Source organism: Geodermatophilus sp. SYSU D01176 (assembly GCF_054050015.1).
This window is the reverse complement of record NZ_JBJGYN010000035.1, coordinates 24572-45649: the sequence shown is the minus strand read 5'-3', so window position 1 is coordinate 45649 and position 21078 is coordinate 24572. Positions and strand designations below refer to the sequence as shown.

The following is a 21078-nucleotide window of genomic DNA, read 5'->3' as shown; positions in this document are numbered from 1 at the left end:
CCGATGCTGCGTCAGTTCAAGCTGCCCGACGTCGGCGAGGGCCTGACCGAGGGCGAGATCCTGCAGTGGCTGGTCGCCGTCGGCGACACGGTCACCGTCAACCAGCCGCTCTGCGAGGTGGAGACGGCGAAGGCCGCCGTCGAGCTGCCCTCGCCGTACGCCGGCACGGTCACCGCGCTGCTGCACGAGGCCGGCGACACCGTGGACGTCGGGACGCCGATCATCACCATCGACACCGGCGGCGAGGCGGCTCCCGCGCCCGCGGAGGACGCCGCCGAGCCGGCCGCCGGCCTGATCGGCGGGGCGGCGCCCGGCGGGCGGACGGCCGTGCTCGTCGGCTACGGGCCGCGGAACACCGAGGCCCGCCGGCGGCCGCGCCGGGCCGTCCACGCGGCGCCCGCCCCGGCGCCCGGCGCCGACCACGGCCCGGGACCGAGGGACCGCCCGCCGCTGCTCGCGACGGCGCCGGACATGACCACCAAGCCGGTCCGGCACGGCGGCCTGGAGGTCGGCCGCCAGGCGGAGGCGCACGCCGCGGCGGAGGCGGCGGCGCCGTCCCGGGCGGCCGATCACGGCCACCGGCGACCGCGGCCGCTGGCCAAGCCGCCGGTGCGCAAGCTGGCCAAGGACCTCGGCGTCGACCTCACCGCGCTCACCGGCAGCGGGGACGGCGGGGTGATCACCCGCGCGGACGTCCAGGCCGCGGCCGCCGCCCCGGCGCCCGGAACGGAACTCCGGCCGGCCGCGGTGACGGCGGTGGGGGAGCAGCGGATCCCGGTCAAGGGGGTGCGCAAGCACACCGCCGCGGCGATGGTGGCCAGCGCGTTCACCGCCCCGCACGTCACCGAGTTCCTCACCGTCGACGTGACGCGGATGGTCAAGCTGCGCTCGCGGATCGCCGCCCGGTCCGAGTTCGCCGGCGTGAAGGTCAGCCCGCTGCTGTTCGTCGCGAAGGCGCTGCTGCTGGCCGTGGGCCGGCACCCGATGGTCAACAGCTCCTGGGACGAGGCCGCGCAGGAGATCGTCGTCCACGGGCAGGTCAACCTCGGCATCGCGGCGGCGACCCCGCGCGGGCTCGTCGTCCCCAACGTCAAGGACGCCGGCCGGCTGTCGCTGGCCGAGCTGGCCGGCGCGCTCACGCAGCTCACCGAGACCGCCCGCGCCGGCCGCACCGCTCCGGAGGACATGACCGGCGGCACGATCACAATCACCAACGTCGGCGTCTTCGGCGTGGACACCGGGACACCCATCCTCAACCCCGGGGAGTCGGCGATCCTGGCCTTCGGGGCGATCCGCGAGATGCCGTGGGTGCACAAGGGCAGGGTCAGGCCACGGCAGGTGACCCAGCTGGCCCTGTCGTTCGACCACCGGATCATCGACGGGGAGCTGGGCAGCCGGTTCCTCGCCGACGTCGGCGCCCTGCTGGCCGACCCCGGGACGGCGCTGGCCTTCTGACGGCGCCCACCCTGGCCGGGCCGGCGCCGGACGGCGTCGGCCCGGCCTGCGGGGTCCGGTGGAGCACGGCCGTCCCGGCTCCGACGACCGGGTGCAGGCCGTCGTCCGCGCGTACGAGAGCGGCCTGGTGCGGCCCGGGGAGCCGGATGACCGGCCGGCTCCACGCCGTGACCGACGCGCAGCAGCGGGGCCGCCGGCCCTGGGGGTGGCCGCCGCGGGGCCGCTAGCGTCCGCCGCGCCAGCGCGGGCCGGTCCGCGCAGCGTGCCCGGCCCGCCCCAACCGGCGAGAGGCCTGCCATGAGCGACGTACCCACCGCGGCGCCCGACACCGTCGTCCTGGTCCACGGACTGTGGATGACCCCGCGCAGCTGGGAGCACTGGGTGCCGCACTACGAGGCCCGCGGCTACCGCGTGCTGACCCCCGCCTATCCCGGCTTCGAGATCGAGGTCGAGGCGCTGCGGGCGGATCCGCGGGTCATCGCCGAGGCCTCGGTCACCGACACCGTCGAGCACCTCGCCGCCGTGGTCACGTCCCTCGACCGGCCACCTGTCCTCATCGGCCACTCGTTCGGCGGCACGTTCACCCAGCTGCTCCTGGCCCGGGGCCTGGGCGCGGCCGGCGTGGCGATCGACTCGGCGCCGACCGAGGGTGTGCGGGTCACCCCGCCGGCGCAGCTCCGGTCGCTGTTCCCCTTCCTCCGCAACCCGGCCAACCGGCACCGCGCGGTCGCGTTCACGCCGGAGCAGTTCTCCGCCTCGTTCGCGACGACCCTGTCCCGCGAGGAGTCCGACCGGGCGTACGAGCGCTACCACGTCCCCGCCCCGGGCCGGTGGGTGTGGGACTACGGGGTGATCGCGAACCTCAAGCCCGGCCACCAGGAGACCTGGGTGGACTACGACCGGGACGACCGGGCGCCGTTGCTGTTCGTCACCGGCGGCGAGGACCGCATCATGCCGCCGTCGGTGAACCACTCCAACGCCCGCCACTACCGGCACTCCGCGGCGCTCACCGAGGTCCGCGACTTGCCCGGCCGGTCGCACTGGACCTGCGCCGAACCCGGTTGGGAGGCCGTGGCCGACCTCGCGCTGGACTGGGCGGTGGAGAACGCCGGCCGCAGACCGGTGGCGCCGGGGTGACCTCGCCGCGGACCGCGCGGGCTGACTAGCGTCGCGATCCGTGACCGACCTCGACCGGCTGTTGGACTTCGCGGCCCGCTCCTGGCTGCCGGAGGGCGGCTTCGGCTACCTCGGCGCCGACGGTCAGGTGATCCCCGACCGCGGTCAGGAGACCTGGATCGTCGCCCGCATGACCCACGTCTTCGGGCTGGCGCAGCTCACCGGCCGGAGCGGCTGGGGCGGACTGGTCCGGCGCGGGGTGGAGGCGCTGACCGCCGGGCCGCTGCACGACGGCGCGCGCGGCGGCTGGTACGCCTCCACGGCCGACGACACCAAGGCCGCCTACGTGCACGCCTTCGCCGTCCTGGCCGGGGCCACGGCCACCGCCACCGGCACGCCCGGCGGCCGGGAGCTGCTCGACGAGACCCTCGACGTGTGGCAGACCCGGTTCTGGGACGACGCCGAGGGCCTGGCGGTCGAGGAGTGGGACGCCGGCTGGACGCGGCTGTCGGACTACCGCGGCGTCAACGCCAACATGCACGGCGTCGAGGCCTCCCTCGCCGCCGCCGACGCCCTGGGGGACGCCGACCCGCGGGCAGCCCGGCTGCGACAGCAGGCGCTGCGCACCGTGGCGCGGGTGGTGCACGGCTGGGCGCGGGAGCGGGACTGGCGGCTGCCCGAGCACTTCACCGCGGAGTGGCAGCCACTGCCGGACTACCACCGCGACGAGCCGGCGCACCCCTTCCGGCCGTACGGCGTCACGGTCGGGCACCTCTTCGAGTGGGCGCGCCTGGCCCTGCACGTCCGCGCCGCCCTCAGCACCGATCGCCTTTCGCGCGCGAAAGGCGATCCCGGTCCCGACTGGCTGCTCGAGGACGCGGTGGCGCTCTTCACCGCCGCCGCGTCGCGGGGCTGGGCCGCCGACGGGCACGACGGCTTCCCGTACACGCTGGACTGGGACGACCGGCCCGTGGTGGCGCAGCGCATGCACTGGGTGCTGTGCGAGGCCGTCGCCGCGGGACGGGCGCTGGGGACCGTCACCGGCGACGCCGCCTACCGCTCCCTGGCCGACCACTGGTGGGCGCACGGCGAGGCCCGCTTCGCCGACCCGGCCACCGGCAGCTGGCACCACGAGCTGACGCCCGAGGGCGCGGTCGCCACGGGCACCTGGGTGGGCCAGCCCGACGCCTACCACCTCGCGCAGGCGCTGCTCCTCGACGGCCGACCGGTGCGGGGGAGCGTGGCCGCCGCGCTGGCCTGAGCTTCCGGCAACGGAGGTGTCCTGCGCGGAGAGGCCGGGTAGGGCGACTCCATCCGGACGAGCCGAGCAGAGGAGAGCTGACCGTGGCCAGCGTGCAGGAAGCCATCGACGTCGACGTCCCGATCCGGGTCGCCTACGACCAGTGGACGCAGTTCGAGTCCTTCCCGCAGTTCATGGGCGGCGTCGAGCGGATCACCCAGATCGACGAGACGCGCACCCACTGGGTGACCAACATCGACGGCGTCAAGCGGGAGTTCGACGCCGAGATCACCGAGCAGCACCCCGACGAGCGGGTGGCCTGGACCAGCACCGGCGGCGACGCCAAGCACGCCGGCGTGGTGACCTTCCACCGCCTCGCCGACGACAAGACCCGCGTGATGATCCAGATCGACTGGGAGCCGCACGGCATCGTCGAGAAGGCCGGTGCGGCGCTGGGGTTCGACGACCGGCAGGTCAAGGCCGACGCCAAGCGGTTCAAGGAGTTCATCGAGAGCCGCGGCACCGAGACCGGCGCCTGGCGCGGCGACGTCCCGCGGCCGGACCAGCAGTAGGCGACCCCCTGCCCCCGCTTGGACGATGATCATCGTCGGGTGGCTGCCCGGCACACCGACGGGAAGCGCCCCCCACCGATGATCACGGCGCGGGGAGCGAGACACCAGGACAGCGCCCGCCCTCTTCTGCAGGGGACGGGCGCCGTCGTCTGTGGTGGCCCCGCTGCAGGGTCCCGCCCCGAGCTCGCGAGGGGTGGGGGGCAGCGGGGCCCTTCTCCTACTCGGCGTCGAGGTCCTGGGCGACCAGGTCCGCGATCTGCCCGAGGACGGCGGGGTCGTCGCTGCTCACGACGACCTCCGTCCCCTGCTTCGCGCCGAGCGTCATGATCATCAGCGGCGACCCGGCGTCCACCGGGTTGCCCCCCGGTGTGGCCAGCGTGACCGGTACCCCGGCCTTGCCGACGGCCTCGGCGATGAGGGCCGCCGGCCGGGCGTGGAGGCCGACCCGGGAGCCGACGGTGACGGTCTGACTGGGCATGGGGTTTCTCCCTCGCTTCGGAGACGGGCGGTGGGCTACAGCCTGCTGGTTCAGGCCCGAGCCGGCTGGGTGACCGGGGTGGCGGTGTGCGCGTGGGCCATGTCGACGGCGTCCTCGGGGACGGCCTCGGCCTTCGGGCGGCCGATGCTCTTCGCGATGGTGACCGCCAGAGCGCCCACCACCGTGCCCGCGAGGATCCCGACGATGAACCACAGGATCCCGGTGATCGCGAAGAGCACGAAGAAGCCGCCGTGCGGAGCACGCAGCTCGACACCGGCCGCGGCCACGATGGCTCCGGTGGCCGCGCCGCCGAGCATCATCGAGGGGATGACCCGCAGCGGGTCGGCCGCGGCGAACGGGATGGCCCCCTCGGAGATGAAGGAGGCGCCCAGCAGCCAGGCGGCCTTGCCGTTGTCCCGCTCGGCCGGGGTGTACAGCTTCGGGCGGAGCGCGGTGCTGAGCGCCATCGCCAGCGGGGGGACCATGCCGGCGGCCATGACGGTGGCCATGATCACCAGGGGGGCGCCGGTGGCGGTGGCGGTGAGGCCGGTGGTGGCGAAGACGTAGGCCGCCTTGTTGACCGGGCCGCCGAGGTCGAAGCACATCATCAGGCCGAGGATGATCCCGAGCACGGCCGCAGAGGTGCCGGTCAGGCCGTTGAGCCAGTTGCCCAGGCCGGTGAGTGCGGCGGCCAGCGGGCGGCCGAGCAGGACGGCCATCAGGCCGCTGGAGATGAGCGTCGCCAGCAGCGGGATGATCACGACCGGCTGCAGGCCCCGGACGCCGACCGGCAGCTTCCAGCTGCTGATCCAGCGGGCGGCGAAGCCGGCGATGATGCCGCCGACGAGGCCGCCGATGAAGCCGGCACCCACGCTCACCGAGACGGCGCCGACGACGAAGCCGGGGACGATGCCCGGGCGGTCGGCGATGGCGTAGGCGATGTAGCCGGCCAGCGCGGGGACCAGGAAGCCGAAGGCCGCCTGGCCCAGCACGGTGCAGACCGCGCCGAGGTAGCCCCAGAAACCGTCGTTGAGGCCCTCGGTGGCCGCGACCTGCGGCAGGTTGAGGAAGGTGTTGTTCAGGACCCAGTTCAGGGCGTAGCTGTTGCCGTCGGCCGACGAGGGGTCGGTGCTGACGATCTGGTAGCCGCCGAAGAGGAAGCCCAGGGCGATGAGCAGACCGCCGGCGGCGACGAACGGGATCATGTAGCTGACGCCGGTGAGCAGCCAGCGGCGGATCTCCGTGCCGGCGCCCGGCCGGCCGGCCGCGGCGGCGGGCTCCTCGGCACCGCCGGCGCCGCCCGGCACGCGGCGGGCGTTCGGGTCGTCCGCGGCGGCCAGCGCCTCGCGCACCATCACGTCGGGCTCGTTGATCGCCCGCTTGGTGCCCGACTGGACGAGCGGCTTGCCGGCGAACCGGTCGCGGTCCCGGACGCCGACGTCGACGGCGAAGATCACCGCGTCGGCGGCCCGGATGACGGCCGGGTCGAGCGGGGTGGAGCCGGAGGAGCCCTGGGTCTCCACGTGCACGTCGACCCCGGCGGCCTCGCCGGCGGCGGTGAGCTTGTCGGCGGCCATGTAGGTGTGCGCGATGCCGGTCGGGCAGGCGCTGACGACGACCAGGCTGCGGCGGGCGCCGCTGGTGGTGGTGTCGGCGGTCGGCGCGGCGGCGGGGGTCGCGGCGGTCGCGGCGCTCGAGGAGCCGGACGCGGCGGGGGCACCGGCGGGCGCGGGCTCGGGGGAGACGACCTCCTGCACCAGCCGGACGACCTCGTCGGCGGAGCCGGCGGCGCGCAGCGCGGACACGAACTCCGGCCGCACCAGGGCCCGGGCCAGCGCGGTCAGCAGGGTGAGGTGGTCGGCGTCCCCGTGGGCGGGCGCGGCGATGAGGAACACCAGGTCGGCCGGGCCGTCAGGGGCGCCGAAGTCGACCTTCGGGTCCAGCCGGGCGAAGGCCAGCGAGGCCTCGGTCACCGCGGCCGAGCGGCAGTGCGGGATCGCGATGCCGCCGGGCAGGCCCGTCGCGGCCTGCGCCTCGCGAGCGAGGGCGTCGTCGGCGAGCCCGTCGGCGCTGGTGGCCCGCCCGGCGCCGGCGACCAGGCCGGCGAGACGGCGCACCACCGTGCTCTTGTCGGATCCCAGGTCGGCGTCGAGCGCCACCAGGTCTGGGGTGATCAGGTCGGGCATGGCCCACACTCCGGAGTGGTCAGCGGACGTCGCGGCCGGCGGCCGGGACGGTGGTGCGCGGTGCAGCGGGCGGTGCGGTGGTGCTGGGCAGGCCCTCGGTCCGGACGGTGGTGACCTCGACGTCGAGGGCGCCCACCTGCTCGGGCGTGGGGACGGCGGAACCGGGCAGGGACGCGCTGGCCGCGCCGTACGCGACCGCGCTCCGCAGCCGCTCGGCCGGCCCGGCGCCGGCCAGGTCGGCCAGCACGTGGCCGGCCAGGCTGCAGTCGCCGGCGCCCACGGTGCTGCGGACGGCGATCCGCGGCGGGGTGGCCGCCCAGACGCCCTCGGCGCAGGACAGCAGCGCACCGTCGGCGCCGAGGGTCAGCAGCACCTCGGCCACGCCGCGCGCGTGCAGCGTGTCGACGGCGGCCAGGGCGGTGGCGCGGTTGGCGGTGAGGTGGGCCTCGGGCACCCCGGAGAGCTGGGCGAGCTCCTCGGAGTTGGGCTTGAGCAGGTCCGGCGCGGCGTCCGGGCCGGCGGCGAGCAGCGCCAGAAGCGGCGCCTCGGAGGTGTCGACGGCGATCTTGGCCCCCGTGTCGCGCAGCGAGCGGACCAGGTCGGCGTACCAGTCCAGCGGCGTGCCCGGCGGCAGGGAGCCGGAGAGCACCACCCAGGCCGCGCCCACGGCGTGCTGGTGCAGCGCGATCGCCAGGGCGTCGCGGGCCTCGGCGTCCAGCGGGGCACCGGGCTCGTTGAGCTTGGTGGTGGTGCCGTCGGGCTCGGCCAGCGTGTAGTTGGTGCGGACCGGCGTGCCGATGGCCACCGTGGCCAGCGGCAGGTCGAGCCCGCGCAGGGCGCGGACGATCGGGTCGTCGTCGGCCGCGGGCAGCACGGTGACGACGTCGCCGCCGGCGGCGGCGACCGCGCGGGCGACGTTCACGCCCTTCCCGCCCGGCTCGGTGGAGCTCGGTGCCAGGCGGGCGACCCCGCCCCGCGTCAGCGGGCCGGGGAGCGCCAGCGTCCGGTCCAGGCTGGGGTTGGCGGTGAGGGTGACCACGCGCGTGGCCGTGGCCAGGGACGACTGCACCGGCTCGTTCGTCATGCCACCACGACCTCGATCCCGGCGTCCTCGAGACGGGCGAGGTCGGCCGGTGCGGCCTCGGCGTCGGTGACCAGGACGTCGACGTCGGCCGGCGTCGCGAAGCGGACCAGGTGCTCGCGGCCGAACTTGCTGCTGTCGGCGAGCACGACCACCTTCTGCCCGGCGCGGATCATCGCCCGCTTCACCGAGGCCTCCGCCTCGTCGGGCGTGGTGAAGCCGTGGTCCGGGGTGATGCCGTTGGTGCCGACGAAGGCGACGTCGGCCCGCAGGTCGGCCAGCGTCGAGACGGTCCGCTCACCGACCGCGCACTGGGTGATCCCGCGGACCCGCCCGCCGAGGACGTGCAGGTCGACGCCGGGGGCGACGGCGAGCCGCGCGGCCAGCGGCACGGAGTGCGTGGCGACCAGCAGCCGCCGGTCGCCCGGGAGGACCTCGGCCAGCGCGGCGACGGAGCTGCCGCCGTCGAGCAGCAGACTGCCCCCGGTGCCGGGCAGCAGGTCCAGCGCGGCGGCGGCGATCTTCCGCTTCTGCTCGCTGCGGGTGCCGTGCCGCTCGCCGAGCGCGGTCTCCACGTAGGCGAGCGCACCGGCCGGGACGGCGCCGCCGTGCACGCGGCGGAGCATTCCCGCACGCTCGAGGACGGCGAGGTCGCGGCGCACGGTCTCGGTGGTGACCCCGAACTCCTCGGCGAGGGCGGTCACCGAGACCCGGCCGCGATCGGCGACCAGCCCGGCGATCGTCTGCTGGCGTTCCTCGGCGTACACGTTCCACCTCCCTGGCTCGCTACCACACAAGGGTTGCCCGTTTGTGTTGGCTTGGTGTTGTGTTGGTGTTGTTCTACGTCTGATCCGTTGACAAGTCAACACCTTTTCGTGACTCTGGTCATAGACGAACCCCAGCGTTCTCCCGGCCCGTGCCCCGGACCGCCGACCCCGTGCGAGGTAGCCATGACCACCCACGCTCCCGGAACCACCGCCCCGTCGACCGCCGCAGGCCCGCTGGTGCTGCCCGGCACGCCCGTGGTCCCCGGTGTGGCCTGGGGCCCGGTCGTGCGCCCGTCGGGTGCGGTGGTCCTGCCGCCGGACGACGGCGTCGTGGTCGCGGAGGAGGAGCGCGCGGGGGAGAAGGCGCGCTTCGCCGCGGCCGCCGGGGTGGTCGCCGACCGGCTCACCGAGCGGGCCGCCGCGGCGACCGGCGTCAGCGCGGAGGTGCTGGCCACCACCGCGGGCCTCGCCCGGGACCGCGGTCTGCTCGCGGCGGTGGAGCAGCGCATCGACGCCGGCACGCCCGCCGCCGTCGCCACCGTGCAGGCCGCCCAGCAGTTCGTCGACCTGTTCACCAGCCTCGGCGGGCTCATGGCCGAGCGGGTCACCGACGTCCGCGACGTCCGGGACCGGATCGTCGCCCAGCTGACGGGGCAGGGCGAGCCCGGCGTGCCCAGCCCGGACCGGCCGTCGGTGCTGCTGGCCGACGACCTCGCACCCGCCGACACCGCCGGGCTGGACCCGGCCCGCATCGCCGGCCTGGCCACCCGCCTGGGCGGCACGACCAGCCACACCGCGATCATCGCCCGCCAGCTCGGGCTGCCGTGCGTCGTCGCCGTCGGCGGCCTGGACGGCGTCCCGGAGGGCGCCACCGTGCTGCTCGACGGCGAGCGCGGCACGGTCACCGTCGACCCCGACCCGGAGGAGGCGCGCGCCCGCGTCGAGGCCGCGCAGGCCGCCGCCGCGGCGCTGGCCGGCTACCGCGGCCCGGGCCGCACCCGCGACGGCCTCGAGGTGAAGGTGCTGGCCAACGTCCAGGACGGCGCCGGGGCCCGGGCCGCCGCGGCCAAGCACGCCGAGGGGGTGGGGCTGCTGCGCACCGAGCTGGCCTTCCTCAGCCGGGCCGAGGAGCCCTCGGTGGAGGAGCAGGCGGCCGGCTACGCCGAGGTCTTCGCGGCCTTCCCGGGGCAGCGGGTCGTCGTCCGCACGCTGGACGCGGGGTCGGACAAGCCGCTGGCCTTCGCCACGATGTCCGACGAGGAGAACCCGGCCCTCGGCGTGCGGGGGCTGCGGGTCGCCCGCCGCGACCCCGGCCTGCTGGAGCGGCAGCTGGACGCGATCGCCGAGGGTGCCCGCCGGGCCGGCGCCGAGCCCTGGGTGATGGCGCCGATGGTGGCCACCGTGGCCGAAGCTGCGGACTTCGCCGCGCGCGTACGGGCCCGCGGGCTCACCCCCGGCGTGATGATCGAGGTGCCCTCGGCGGCGCTGATGGCCGAGCGGCTGCTGCAGCACGTCGACTTCCTGTCGATCGGCACCAACGACCTCTCGCAGTACACGCTGGCCGCCGACCGGCTCTCGGCGGACCTGGCCGACCTCACCGACCCGTGGCAGCCGGCCCTGCTGGCCCTGGTCCAGCTCACCGCCGAGGCCGGCCGCCGGACCGGTAAGCCGGTCGGTGTCTGCGGGGAGGCCGCCGCCGATCCGCTGCTGGCCTGCGTCCTCGTCGGGCTCGGCGTCACCTCCCTGTCGTGTGCGGCCTCGTCGATCGCCGGGGTCGGCGCCCGGCTGACCGTCGTCGACAGCGACGCCTGCCGGCGCGCGGCGGAGGCGGCGCTGCTGACCGACGACCCGCACGCCGCGCGCGCGGCGGCCCGCCGGGAGCTCGGCGTCGCCTGAAGGAGGACGGGGTCCTTCCACGGTGGGGAGGACGGGGCCGCCTGCCGCCAGAGGGGCTGAGGCCGACATCACGCTGCGGGGTGACGGATCGTCGCCGCGTCTGTGGAGCTGCCTGGCTTCCTTCGGAATAGTTCGGGTTGCACCTGCATTGCTACGGGTGCAGGGACCCGACGAGACCGGAAGAAGGCAGCACGAGATGAACAGCGTGACCTCCAGCTGGCGGCGGCGTCGGCAGGCGGCGCGGACGCGCCGGGCGCTCGACCGCGCCCTCGCGCGCAGCAGCAGCCCGGCGATGCGCGACGAGCTGCTGACGATGGCGAACGGCAGCGGCTACAGCTTCCGCTGACCGAGCGCCCCGTCCTCCCCGCCCCGCAGGCTCGGGCGGGACCGGCGCGGGGCCGCCCCGGGAGGGGCTGGTGCGCGACCCCGGCCTCCTCGGAGAGACCGGGGTCGATCGCGGTCCGCGGCCCCGTCCCCCCTTGGGGTGTGCCCGCTCAACAGCTGCGCTCCTCGTGCCGATGGGACGGGCGTGAGCAGATCGGTCGGCCCCCGGTGAGCGGGCCCGCGGTACCCGAGGCCCGGGAGACCTCCGGTGCCACCACCGGCCTGCTGGTGAACTACGTCCGTCGGCAGGCGGGGGACGACGCGGTCGCGGAGGTGCTGCGCCGCGCCGGCGTGTCCCTCTCCGCCGCCGAGCTCGAGCTGCCGTCCACCTGGACCAGCTACGACACCCGGATCCGGCTGTTCACCGCCGCCACCGAGGTGCTCGGCGACCCGCGGACCATGTTCCGCGTCGGCCGCGAGGCCCTCGCCCACGGCCTGGCCCCGGCCCTGGTGCTGGTCGTCCGGGCGATGGGCTCACCGCGCCAGGTGTACCGCCAGCTGCCGCGCGCCGTCGCCAAGTTCTCCACCACCTCGACGATGCGGGTCCTGCAGTCCGGCAGCACCCACGCGACGCTCAGCTACCAGCTGCGCGAGGGCTACCGGCACTCCCGGCTCGACTGCGAGTACGCGCAGGGCCTCATCGGCATGGTGCCGACGATCTTCGGCCTCCCCCCGGCCGAGCTGGTGCACACCGAGTGCGAGTCCGACGGCCACCCGGTCTGCATCTACCACCTGACCTGGGAGCGCCGCCGCCGGTTGGGCGGTCGCCGCCGGATCGACGACGACGTCCCCGAGCTCCTCGCCCTGCGCGAGCAGCTGCGGATCCTGCAGTCGGCCGCCGCCGACCTGGTGGCCAGCGAGGACGTCGGGACCGTCCTGCAGCGGATCGTCGAGAAGGCCGCCGAGGCGGTGCTCGCCCCCGGGTGGCTGCTCGCCGTGGCCGATCCGGCCGGCGGCCCGGCGCTGGTGCACAGCGCCGGCCTCCCGCGGCGCCAGGTCGACTCCCTCGCCGCCACGCTGCTGGCCGGCGCCGACCCGGGCCCTCACGTCGTCGCGGTCGACGTCGCCTCGGCCCGGCGGGTGCACGGCCGGCTGGCCGCCGTCTACCGCCCCGGCGACGGCGGCCTCGGGCACGAACGCGGGATGCTCGGCGCCTACGCCGGGTACGCCGCGGCCGCGCTGGACCTGCTCATGGCCCTGGAGACCTCCCGGCAGGAGGCCGACCGGGCCGGGACGCTGCTCACCCTGGCCCACGAGCTCGCCGGCGCCACCGACGCCATGGACGTGTGCGCCGTGGTCGCCGCCGCCCTGCCCCGCGTCGTCGGCTGCGACAGCGCCGCCGTGCTGCTCTGGGACCCGGCGGAGGGTTGCCTGCGCACGGCCGCCCACGTCGACCCCGTCGAGGAGCACCGCCGGTTGATGCACGCGACGCCGCTGCACGCCGAGGAGGTCCCGGAGCTGGTCGGGATGCTGACCGACCGGGAACCGCGGTTCCTGCGGCCGGAGTCCAGCAGCCCGCTGCTGCGGCAGCTGCTCGAGGCGCTGGCGCTCACCGACGTCGTCGCCGTCCCGGTCCTGGCCGGGCGAACCTTCCTCGGCGTCGCCACGGCCAGCTGGCCGGCCGGGCGCGCCCCCGAGGTCCTCGCCGGCGACGTGCTCCACCGGCTGCGGGGTGTCGGCGACCAGGCCGCGACCGCGCTGCAGCGGGCCCGCCTGCTGGAGACCGTGCGGCACCAGGCCACCCACGACGCGCTGACCGGGCTGCCCAACCGGGTGCTGTTCCTCGACCGGCTCGCCGACGCGCTGACCACCACCGCCGCCGACCAGCACGTCGGCGTCCTGTTCTGCGACCTCGACCGCTTCAAGGCGGTCAACGACTCACTCGGCCACGCGGCCGGGGACGAGCTGCTGCGCCAGGTGTCCGCGCGGCTGCGGGCCGCGATCCGGCCCGGCGACCTGGTCGGCCGGCTCAGCGGCGACGAGTTCGCCGTCCTGCTGCCCGCCCTCCCCCGGCCGGAGGACGCCGACCGCGTGGTCACCCGCGTGCTGGGCTGCTTCGACGAGCCGTTCCGGCTGGAGGGCACCGACGTCGCGGTCGGCACCAGCGTGGGCGTCTCGGTCCACAGCGGGGGGCAGGGCAGCGCCGACGCGCTGCTGCGGTCGGCGGACGCCGACATGTACCGCCACAAGAAGAAGACCCCCTTCTCCCCACGGCTCGGAGGAGGACCCCGTCCTCCCCGCCCCTCGCAGGCTCGGGGTGGGGCCCTGGACGGGGCTCGGGACCCTGAAGGGGGCCGCGAGTCGACCGGCGCCTGAAGGAGGACCCCCTCCTCCCCACCCCTCGCGAGCTCGGGGCGGGACCCGGGAGGGGGCCGACGGATCAGGCGCGGAGGCGGGCGCGCAGGGCGGCCTGCTCCTCCGGCCCGAACCCGTGCTCGGTGAGCCAGCCGGCCGGCCCGTCGTGCCGCTCGTCGAGCAGCTCGAGCACCCGCCGCATGGTCTCCGCCCGCGGGGTGTGGCTGGCGACGTCGCGGCGCACCATGTCCTCGGCGTAGGTCGGTGACGCGGCCAGCTTGGCCACCAGGTCGTCGATGACCTCGGCGGTCAGTGCGTAGTCGGCCACGATCGCCTCGTCCGGGACGCCGGCCACGGCGAGCGCGAAGGCCACCACGACCCCGGTGCGGTCCTTGCCCGCGGCGCAGTGCACGACCGTGACGCCGTCCGCGGGCACGGCCAGGGCCCGCAGCGCGGCGACCACGTTCTCGGGCCGGTGCGCGAGGTAGCCCAGGTAGGAGCGCACCGCCGGCGGCTCGGCCTGGTCGCCCTCGGCCACCTGCCGCGGCAGGATCGACTCGGCCCAGTCGGCGGGCAGCTGCGGCAGGTCGGCCTCCTCGACGGCGAACACGTCGGTGTGGTGGCCGCGCTCGGGCAGCAGCGTGAAGTGCCGGTGGGTCACCTCGGGCACCTCGCGCAGCGGCCCGCGCCCCTCCAGCAGCACCTCGGCGGTGGTGCGCAGGTCGACGACCTCGCGCAGCCCCACCTCGTCGACCAGCCGGCGGACGTCGGCGTCGCTCAGGGTCTGCAGGTTGTCGCTGCGCAGCACCCGGCCGGGGACGGTCGTCCCGCCGTCGACGGTGGGCAGGCCGCCCAGGTCCCGGGTGTTGGTCGTGCCGTCCAGGCGCAGCCAGCGGTCGGTGGATACGGGCCTCACGCTCCGACGGTACGTCGCGCCCCGGAGTCCCGGTCCTGGTGTGGGTGCCCGCGCCACCGCCGGGCCCGTGACTGTGGAGCCCGGGCACGTGGGCCCGCCGGAAGCAGATCCCTACGGTGTGATCCCGCCCACTCCGCGTCCACGGTGGGCGTCGTCGTCCGCGCGTCCACGTCGACCGACAGGAGCCCCATGCGCCCGATCAGAGCCAGGACCGCAGCGGCCGGGGTGGGCGTCGCCCTCGTCGCCTCCCTCGGCTGGGCCCAGCCGGCCGGTGCCGCCGACGTCGCCGCCCGGTGCGCTGCGCTGGAGGGGGTGGCCATCCCCGCGGGCGCGTTGGGCCTGCCGACGACCGGCGGCGAGGTGACCGCCGCCTCCGTCGTCCCCGCGTCCGGCGGAGGCGCCGCGGCGATCGGTGAGCACTGCCGGGTGAGCGCCGCGCTGCACCCGGTGGACCCCGCGGCGCCCGACATCCAGGTGCAGGTCGCGCTCCCCACCACGTGGAACCGGAAGGCGCTGATGTTCGGTGGGGGTGGGTACAACGGGACGATCCCGCCGGTCGACGGCAACGTCCCCTTCGGTCCTCCCGACGCGCCCCGGCCGCTCGGCCGCGGGTACGCGACCTTCGCCAGCGACTCCGGGCACCAGGCGCCCGCCGACTTCCTGCCGGCCCGCTCGCTGTACGGCGAGTTCCTCGCCAACGACGAGGCGCTGCGCAACTTCGCCGGTGACGCGCTGAAGAAGACCCGCGACGCCGCCGTCTTCCTCATCGGGCGGTACTACGACCGGAAGACCCCGGAGCGGACCTACTTCGCCGGAGGGTCCACCGGCGGTCGCGAGGCGCTCGCCGTCGCGCAGCGCTGGGGCCGGGACTTCGACGGGGTCATCAGCGTCTACCCCGCGTTCAACGCCGCCACCCTGGATCTCTACTTCGGCCACATGACCCGCCAGCTCGCCGCACCGGGCGCGTTCCCCCGGCCCGGCCAGCAGGTGACGCTCTACAACGCCGTCATGGCCGCCTGCGACGGCCTCGACGGCTTGCCGGACGGCGTCATCAGCAACGAGCCCGCCTGCGACTTCGACCCCGCCGTCCTCCGCTGCCCGGAGGGCCAGGACCCGAACGACACCTGCCTGACCGACCCGCAGATCACCGCGATCCGCGCCATTTCCAGCGCGGTCACCTTCCCGTACCCGCTGGCCAGCGGCGAGACCGGCTACCCGGGCTTCCCGTACCTCTCCGGCGCGGACATGTCGACGCCGCTGCTCGGCCTCGGCACGACCGCACCGGCGGACCCGATGCCCACGACGGCCGGATACGGCATGCAGTTCTGGGACGCGTGGGTCAGGTACGCGGTGACCCGGGACCCCGACCACGACTCCCGGTCCCTGGACCCGCTGGCGCCGGGCCCGTGGGAGGACCGCATCTCCGAGCTCACCGCCCTGCAGGACGTCAACAGCACCGACCTGCGGCCCTTCGCGCGGAGGGGCGGGAAGCTCCTGCTGCTGCACGGGACGGCGGACGAGCTGGTCAGCCACCGGGCCACGGTCGAGTACTGGCACCGCCTGGTGCAGGACATGGGGCAGCGCAAGGTCGACGCCTTCGCCCGCTTCTACCTGGTCCCCGGCGCCAACCACGCCAACCTCGCCACGCCGTTCGCCGCCGGGTGGGACTCCCTGACCGCCCTCGACCGCTGGGTGACGGGGAACGCGGCACCGGCCGACCCCGTCGTCCGGGACACCAACCCCGGCGCCACCCGGACGCGTCCGCTGTGCCAGTACCCGGCCTACCCCCACTTCAGGGGCACGGGCAGCCCCGACGAGGCGGCCAGCTTCGACTGCGTGACGGGATAGCCGGGTCCGGCACCCACGTGGCGGCGATGCGCCGCGTGGGTGCCGGCGGGTGTCCGCTCAGCCCTCGAGGACGCGGTCGCAGACCTCCAGCAGCCGCGCCCGCAGCCCGGCGCCGCGGCGGGCGGACTCCCGCTGCGCGGCGACGTACTCCGCCTTGCCCTCCGGCGTCTCGATCGCCACCGGCTCGTAGCCGGCCGAGCGCAGGTCGTAGGGCGAGGCGCGCATGTCGAGCTCGCGGACGTCGGCCGCCAGCACGAAGCAGTCCAGCAGCAGCTCGCCGGGGACGGCGGGGCCGAGCTTGTAGGCCCACTTGTAGAGGTCCATGGTCGCGTGCAGGCAGCCCGGCTGCTCCATCTCGACCTGGGTGGCGCGGGTCGGCTGCAGCCGGTTGCGGCCGACGGCGGCCGGCGTGAAGAACCGGAACGCGTCGACGTGCGAGCAGCGGATGGGGTGGGACTCGACGACGGCGTCGGTGCCGGCCTGCCCCAGCCGCAGGGGCAGCGGGTGCCGGTGCGCGTCGTCCCGGTAGACCATCGCCCACTCGTGCAGCCCGAAGCAGCCGGTGTGCGCCGGCCGGGACGCGGTCGCGGCCAGCAGCCGGGCGACGAACGCGACCGTGTCCCCGCGGTCGGCCCGGAAGGCGGCGAGGTCGAGGGTGACCGCGCCGTCGTCGTGGGTGGCGTACCAGCGCCAGCCGGCGTGCGGCGCCGGGCCGTCCGCGCCGGGGGCGAGCACCACCCCGGGGCCCGGGTGCCAGCGGCGCAGCTGCGCGGGCCGGGCGCTGTAGTACTCGTAGAGGAAGTCCTCGACCGGGTGGCGGGTGCCGGTCGACCGGCGGGCGCGGTGCCCTGCGGTCAGGGCGTCCGCCCGTTCGGCGTGCGCCCGCGCCAGCGCCGTCCACTCCACCGCCGGCAGGCGGGTCGGGACGGCGGCAAGGGACACTGCTCCAGGTTAGGTGGCCCGTCCCGGGTCCCACCCCGAGCGTGCGAGGGGTGGGGAGGACGGGGTCCTTCTCGCAGGGGAGGAGGCGGGGACCTCCGACCGTGTCGGGCGGGCGAGCGGGGCGCCCAGCATCGGCCCGTGACCGGCAAGCCCCTCCCTGCCGCCTCGGGCTCCACGCCCACGTGCGGCAGCACCCGGCCGACGAGCGGCCGTACGGCCCGGACCAGAAGGTCTGCCGGCGGTGCGGCAAGCAGATGGGCGATCTCGGTGGTGGGCTGCCGCCGGGGGCGGTGAGCGGGCCGGGGTGACCGGCGGAGGAGGGTCCGGCCCGCTCAGTCGCCGGTGGCGGTGAGCCGGTGCAGCCGCAGCGCGAGCTGCACCTCCAGGGCGCGGTCGGGCGTCGACCACTCGCGGCCCAGCAGCCGGCCCACCCGGTCCAGGCGCTGGGTGACGGTGTTGACGTGCACCTGCAGCGCCTCCGCCGCCCGCGCCGGTGACCCGCCGGCGGCGAACCAGGCCCGCAGCGTCCCGACCAGGTCGGTGCCGCGGCGCTCGTCGTAGTCCAGCACCGGGCCGAGCGTGGCGGTGACGAAGCTGCGCACGTCCCGGCCCTCGCCCACCAGCAGGCCGACGAAGCCGAGCTCGTCGGCGCTGGCCGCCTGGCCGGACCGGCCCAGGGCGACCAGCGTGGCGGCGCAGCGCTGCGCCTCGACGTGTGCGGGCGCGACCGCCGCCGGCCCCTGCACCGGCCCGGCGCCGCCGACGGTCACCGGCCGGCCCACCGCGGCGGTGAGCTCCCGGCACACCTGTGCCGCCGCGCCGCCGGGCTCCTGCCCGGGCAGGCAGAGCACGACCCGCCCGTCGTGCAGCCCGGCCAGCCCGCCGCGCACGGCGGCCAGGTGGGTGGCCTGTGCCAGCGCCCGGCCCCGGCCGGGCTCCTCCACCAGGGCGACGACGACCGCGTGCGGCCGGTCGAGGTCCGCGCCCAGCCGGCGCGCCCGCTCCCGTAGCCCGTCCGGGTCGCGCAGCGCCGGCCCCAGCAGCTCCTCCAGCAGCTCGCCGCGCACCCGGCCCTCCGCCTCGCCGGCGGTACGGCGGATGAGCAGCAGCAGCGCGGTCACCAGCGCGGCACGCTCGAGGATGCGCTGGTCGGCCTCGGAGAGCTCGTCGTCCCGGTGCAGGACCAGCCCGCCGAGCAGCTCCGCGCCCGCGGTGACGGCAGCGGTCCACCAGCGGCCGTCGCGGACGGTGCGGCCGGTCGAGCGGGCGAGGGTGAGCGCGGCCGCGGGGTCGGGCGGCAGGTCGTCGTCCGACGCGGGGGACGGCGTGCCGCGGCCGTGCTCGTCGAGGATGGTGATCCGCCCGCCGAGCGCCTCGGTGACGGCGGTCGCGACGTCCTCCACCCCGCCGCCGCGCAGCACGATGTCGATGAACCGGTCGTGCGCGCCCGCGGCCCGCTCCACCGACGTCGAGTGCGCCCGCAGCTCACGGGTGGCCGCCGACAGCTCCTCCAGCGCCGAGCGGGTCTCCTCCAGCAGGCGGGCGTTGTCCAGCGCGATCGCCGCGTGCGCGGCCAGCGAGCCCAGCAGCGAGACCTCCGAGCGGTCGTAGAGCCGCTCGTTGCGGTCGGCGGCGAAGAGCACCCCGATCACCCGGGAGCCCCGGACCAGCGGGACGCCGAGGATGGCGACCAGGCCCTCCTCCGCGACGCCGCCGTTGATCTCGTCGGTGTGCTGGAAGCGCGGGTCGGCGAAGTAGCGGGCGGTGGCGTACGGCGCGGCGGTCTGGGCGACCAGCCCGCCGAGGCCGGCCCCCATCGGCAGCCGCAGCGCCTGGAAGCGGGCCGAGACGGACCCGTCCGTCACCCGCATGTAGGTGTCGCCGCGGGCGTCGTCGTGCAGGGTCAGGTAGGAGACGTCGGTGCCCAGCAGCTGCCGGGCCCGTCGCACGATCGCGGTCAGCACCTCGTCGACGCTGCGCAGCGCCGCGAGGTCGCCGGCGGTGTCGAACAGCGCGGCCAGCTCGGACTCCCGGCGGCGCCGCGCGGCGAACGCGTCGCGCACCTGCAGGGCCAGCAGCTTGATCCGCTCCAGCCCGGCGAGCGTCGCGCCGTCGGCGCCGGCCGCGCGGGCGCGCACGACCGGCCCCTCGAACTCGATCGCCGCCGCCTCCTCGAGCAGCAGCGCGAAGTACTCCGCGGCGCCGTCGAGCTGGCCGGGCGCCGGCGCCGGCCCGCTGTGAGTGGAAGGACCTCGCCCCTCCCCACCCTCGCGAGCTCGGGCCGAGCCTCCGGGCGAGGCCAGCGTACGAGGGCTGGGGGGCAGGGAGTCCGCCATCAGTGGGCGGTCCACCCGCCGTCCATGACCAGGGAGCTGCCGGTGATGGAGGCGGCGACCGGGGAGCAGAGGTAGGCCACGGCCTCGGCGACCTCCTCGGGCTCGATCAGCCGCTTGACGGCGGCCGGCGCGAGCATGACCTGCTCGACCACCTCGTCCTCGGACAGGCCGTGCGCCTTGGCCTGGTCGGCGATCTGGTTCTCCACCAGTGGCGTGCGCACGTACGCGGGGTTGACGCAGTTGGAGGTGACCCCGTGCGGCGCGCCCTCCAGCGCGATCACCTTCGACAGCCCCTCGAGGCCGTGCTTGGCGGTGACGTAGGCGCTCTTGTACGCCGAGGCCCGCAGCCCGTGGACCGAGCTGACGTTGACGATCCGCCCCCAGCCGCGCTCGTACATGTGCGGCAGCGCGCCGCGCACCAGCCGGAACGGCGTCTCCAGCATGAGCCGCAGGATCAGCGAGAAGCGGTCGACCGGGAACTCGTGCAGCGGCGCCACGTGCTGCAGCCCGGCGTTGTTCACCAGCACGTCCACGTCGAGGTCCAGGGCGTCGACCGCGTCGAGGTCGGAGAGGTCGACGGCGACCGCCGTCCCCCCGACCGCGTCGGCCACCGTCTTCGCTGCCTCGGCGTCGCGGTCGACGACGACGACGGCCGCGCCGGCCTGGGCCAGCCGCACCGCGCAGGCGCGCCCGATGCCCGAGGCGCCGCCGGTGACGAGGGCCCGCCGTCCGCTGAGGGTTCCTGAGTCCGCCATGTCGGGGAAGGCTAGGGGGTCCCGTCGTCCGGCCACACAGCGTGGGCCCACACACTGGCCCGAGCAGACATGGTGGTGACGCACATCACGTCCGTCACCGCCGGCACGAGGGCAACCACGCCTCCTGGGCCCGGGAGGGGCCACCCCGCAGCGGCGAGATCGGCGGTCTCGCACGGTCACCGGCCCGGAAGCGTGCGAGATCGTCGATCTCGCCCGTCGACCTACCCCCCGACCAACCCGAGAACCGCTGTCAGTCGGGGACGTTCCCCGGGCGGACCGTGCCGTCGTCGCGCTGGGCCTCGTCGTCGGTGGTCAGCGTGACCTCGTCCCGCTCACCGCCGTCCGACCGGTCCTCGCCGGGGACACCGTCGACCATGTTGGTGTTCGTCGGGCCGTTCGTGGTGTCCGGGGACTCGTGGTACCCGGTGCTCTCGGACTCGCTCATCAGATCTCTCGACCTCCGGATCGCGGGGCGGGGCCCGAGACCTCGCCGGACGGACCGTCCGTCCGGGCCCGGGCGATGTCGGAGTCGGCGCGCGCGGGGAGGTCGTCGTCGGTCGCGGCGTCGCGCTCGATCGCCTCCTCGCGAGTGAGGGGGACGTCCTCGAAGCCCGAGCCGGTGCTGCTGTTGTCGCCGGTGCCCGATGCGGTGGGGATGTCCTGCTGGATCCGGTCGCTGCCCTGGGGGTCGCTCACGGGAGCCTCCTGTCCGACGCTGTCGCGTCAGCCATGCCCGCCGTCGTCTCCCTGAAACGGCCGCGACCGGCCTGACGGTCGTCACCACCCTCGGCTCGCGGTCGCCGTCCACGCT

General features: G+C 75.9%; 18 protein-coding genes. 8 read left to right on the top strand and 10 right to left on the bottom strand.

Annotated features, from left to right (window positions below):
- The first annotated feature begins 3 nt into the window (after nt 1-3).
- The 4 genes from ACI78Z_RS17560 to ACI78Z_RS17545 all read left to right on the top strand — a co-directional run bounded on the left by ACI78Z_RS17560 (nt 4) and on the right by ACI78Z_RS17545 (nt 4383).
- Complete coding sequence (locus ACI78Z_RS17560) at nt 4-1455, top strand: dihydrolipoamide acetyltransferase family protein (protein WP_457037830.1); 1452 nt, start codon at nt 4-6, stop codon at nt 1453-1455.
- Between the two features lie 297 nt (nt 1456-1752).
- On the top strand, nt 1753-2592 hold the full coding sequence (locus ACI78Z_RS17555) for an alpha/beta hydrolase (RefSeq protein ID WP_457037829.1): 840 nt from the start codon (nt 1753-1755) through the stop codon (nt 2590-2592).
- Between the two features lie 40 nt (nt 2593-2632).
- Nucleotides 2633-3832, top strand: a complete 1200-nt coding sequence (locus tag ACI78Z_RS17550) for an AGE family epimerase/isomerase (RefSeq protein WP_457037828.1) — start codon at nt 2633-2635, stop codon at nt 3830-3832.
- Nucleotides 3833-3915: 83 nt separating this feature from the next.
- Nucleotides 3916-4383, top strand: a complete 468-nt coding sequence (locus ACI78Z_RS17545; protein WP_457037827.1) for an SRPBCC family protein — start codon at nt 3916-3918, stop codon at nt 4381-4383.
- A 217-nt stretch (nt 4384-4600) separates the two neighbouring features.
- Here ACI78Z_RS17545 and ACI78Z_RS17540 read toward each other — a convergent pair whose 3' ends face one another.
- The 4 genes from ACI78Z_RS17540 to ACI78Z_RS17525 are packed head-to-tail and all read right to left on the bottom strand — an operon-like array spanning nt 4601 to nt 8895.
- Entirely contained in the window at nt 4601-4861 is a 261-nt protein-coding gene (locus ACI78Z_RS17540) for an HPr family phosphocarrier protein (RefSeq protein WP_457037826.1), read from the bottom strand.
- 50 nt (nt 4862-4911) lie between these two features.
- Nucleotides 4912-7047, bottom strand: coding sequence for a PTS fructose transporter subunit IIABC (locus tag ACI78Z_RS17535; protein WP_457037825.1), 2136 nt, complete (start codon nt 7045-7047; stop codon nt 4912-4914).
- Between the two features lie 19 nt (nt 7048-7066).
- A complete protein-coding gene (locus ACI78Z_RS17530) occupies nt 7067-8131 on the bottom strand; it encodes a 1-phosphofructokinase family hexose kinase (protein WP_457037824.1) in 1065 nt (354 codons plus the stop codon).
- A complete protein-coding gene (locus ACI78Z_RS17525) occupies nt 8128-8895 on the bottom strand; it encodes a DeoR/GlpR family DNA-binding transcription regulator (protein WP_457037823.1) in 768 nt (255 codons plus the stop codon). The genes ACI78Z_RS17530 and ACI78Z_RS17525 overlap by 4 nt, the downstream gene beginning before the upstream one ends.
- A 183-nt stretch (nt 8896-9078) precedes the next feature.
- On the opposite strand from ACI78Z_RS17525, the gene ACI78Z_RS17520 reads away from it, so the two are divergent.
- From ACI78Z_RS17520 to ACI78Z_RS17510, 3 genes are all read left to right on the top strand, one after another.
- Nucleotides 9079-10791 carry a phosphoenolpyruvate--protein phosphotransferase gene (locus ACI78Z_RS17520; protein WP_457037822.1) on the top strand — a complete coding sequence of 571 codons (1713 nt, stop codon included), beginning with the start codon at nt 9079-9081 and terminating at the stop codon, nt 10789-10791.
- Nucleotides 10792-10987: 196 nt separating this feature from the next.
- Nucleotides 10988-11137: a hypothetical protein gene (locus ACI78Z_RS17515; RefSeq protein ID WP_457037821.1), complete on the top strand. Its 150-nt coding sequence runs from the start codon at nt 10988-10990 to the stop codon at nt 11135-11137.
- Nucleotides 11138-11343: 206 nt separating this feature from the next.
- Nucleotides 11344-13491: a diguanylate cyclase domain-containing protein gene (locus ACI78Z_RS17510; protein ID WP_457037820.1), complete on the top strand. Its 2148-nt coding sequence runs from the start codon at nt 11344-11346 to the stop codon at nt 13489-13491.
- Nucleotides 13492-13555: 64 nt separating this feature from the next.
- Here ACI78Z_RS17510 and ACI78Z_RS17505 read toward each other — a convergent pair whose 3' ends face one another.
- On the bottom strand, nt 13556-14386 hold the full coding sequence (locus tag ACI78Z_RS17505; protein WP_457037819.1) for a tyrosine-protein phosphatase: 831 nt from the start codon (nt 14384-14386) through the stop codon (nt 13556-13558).
- A 189-nt stretch (nt 14387-14575) separates the two neighbouring features.
- On the opposite strand from ACI78Z_RS17505, the gene ACI78Z_RS17500 reads away from it, so the two are divergent.
- Complete coding sequence (locus ACI78Z_RS17500) at nt 14576-16234, top strand: tannase/feruloyl esterase family alpha/beta hydrolase (RefSeq protein ID WP_457037818.1); 1659 nt, start codon at nt 14576-14578, stop codon at nt 16232-16234.
- Nucleotides 16235-16291: 57 nt separating this feature from the next.
- On the opposite strand, the gene ACI78Z_RS17495 is transcribed toward ACI78Z_RS17500, so the two are convergent.
- From ACI78Z_RS17495 to ACI78Z_RS17475, 5 genes are all read right to left on the bottom strand, one after another.
- Complete coding sequence (locus tag ACI78Z_RS17495; RefSeq protein WP_457037817.1) at nt 16292-17176, bottom strand: 3-methyladenine DNA glycosylase; 885 nt, start codon at nt 17174-17176, stop codon at nt 16292-16294.
- Nucleotides 17177-17508: 332 nt separating this feature from the next.
- Nucleotides 17509-19527 carry a helix-turn-helix domain-containing protein gene (locus ACI78Z_RS17490; RefSeq protein ID WP_457037816.1) on the bottom strand — a complete coding sequence of 673 codons (2019 nt, stop codon included), beginning with the start codon at nt 19525-19527 and terminating at the stop codon, nt 17509-17511.
- Entirely contained in the window at nt 19512-20267 is a 756-nt protein-coding gene (locus tag ACI78Z_RS17485; protein ID WP_457037815.1) for a 3-hydroxybutyrate dehydrogenase, read from the bottom strand. The genes ACI78Z_RS17490 and ACI78Z_RS17485 overlap by 16 nt, the downstream gene beginning before the upstream one ends.
- A gap of 250 nt (nt 20268-20517) precedes the next feature.
- Nucleotides 20518-20712, bottom strand: a complete 195-nt coding sequence (locus ACI78Z_RS17480; protein ID WP_457037814.1) for a hypothetical protein — start codon at nt 20710-20712, stop codon at nt 20518-20520.
- Nucleotides 20712-20963 carry a hypothetical protein gene (locus ACI78Z_RS17475; RefSeq protein WP_457037813.1) on the bottom strand — a complete coding sequence of 84 codons (252 nt, stop codon included), beginning with the start codon at nt 20961-20963 and terminating at the stop codon, nt 20712-20714. Before ACI78Z_RS17475 ends, ACI78Z_RS17480 begins: the two co-directional genes overlap by 1 nt.
- Nucleotides 20964-21078 lie beyond the last annotated feature (115 nt).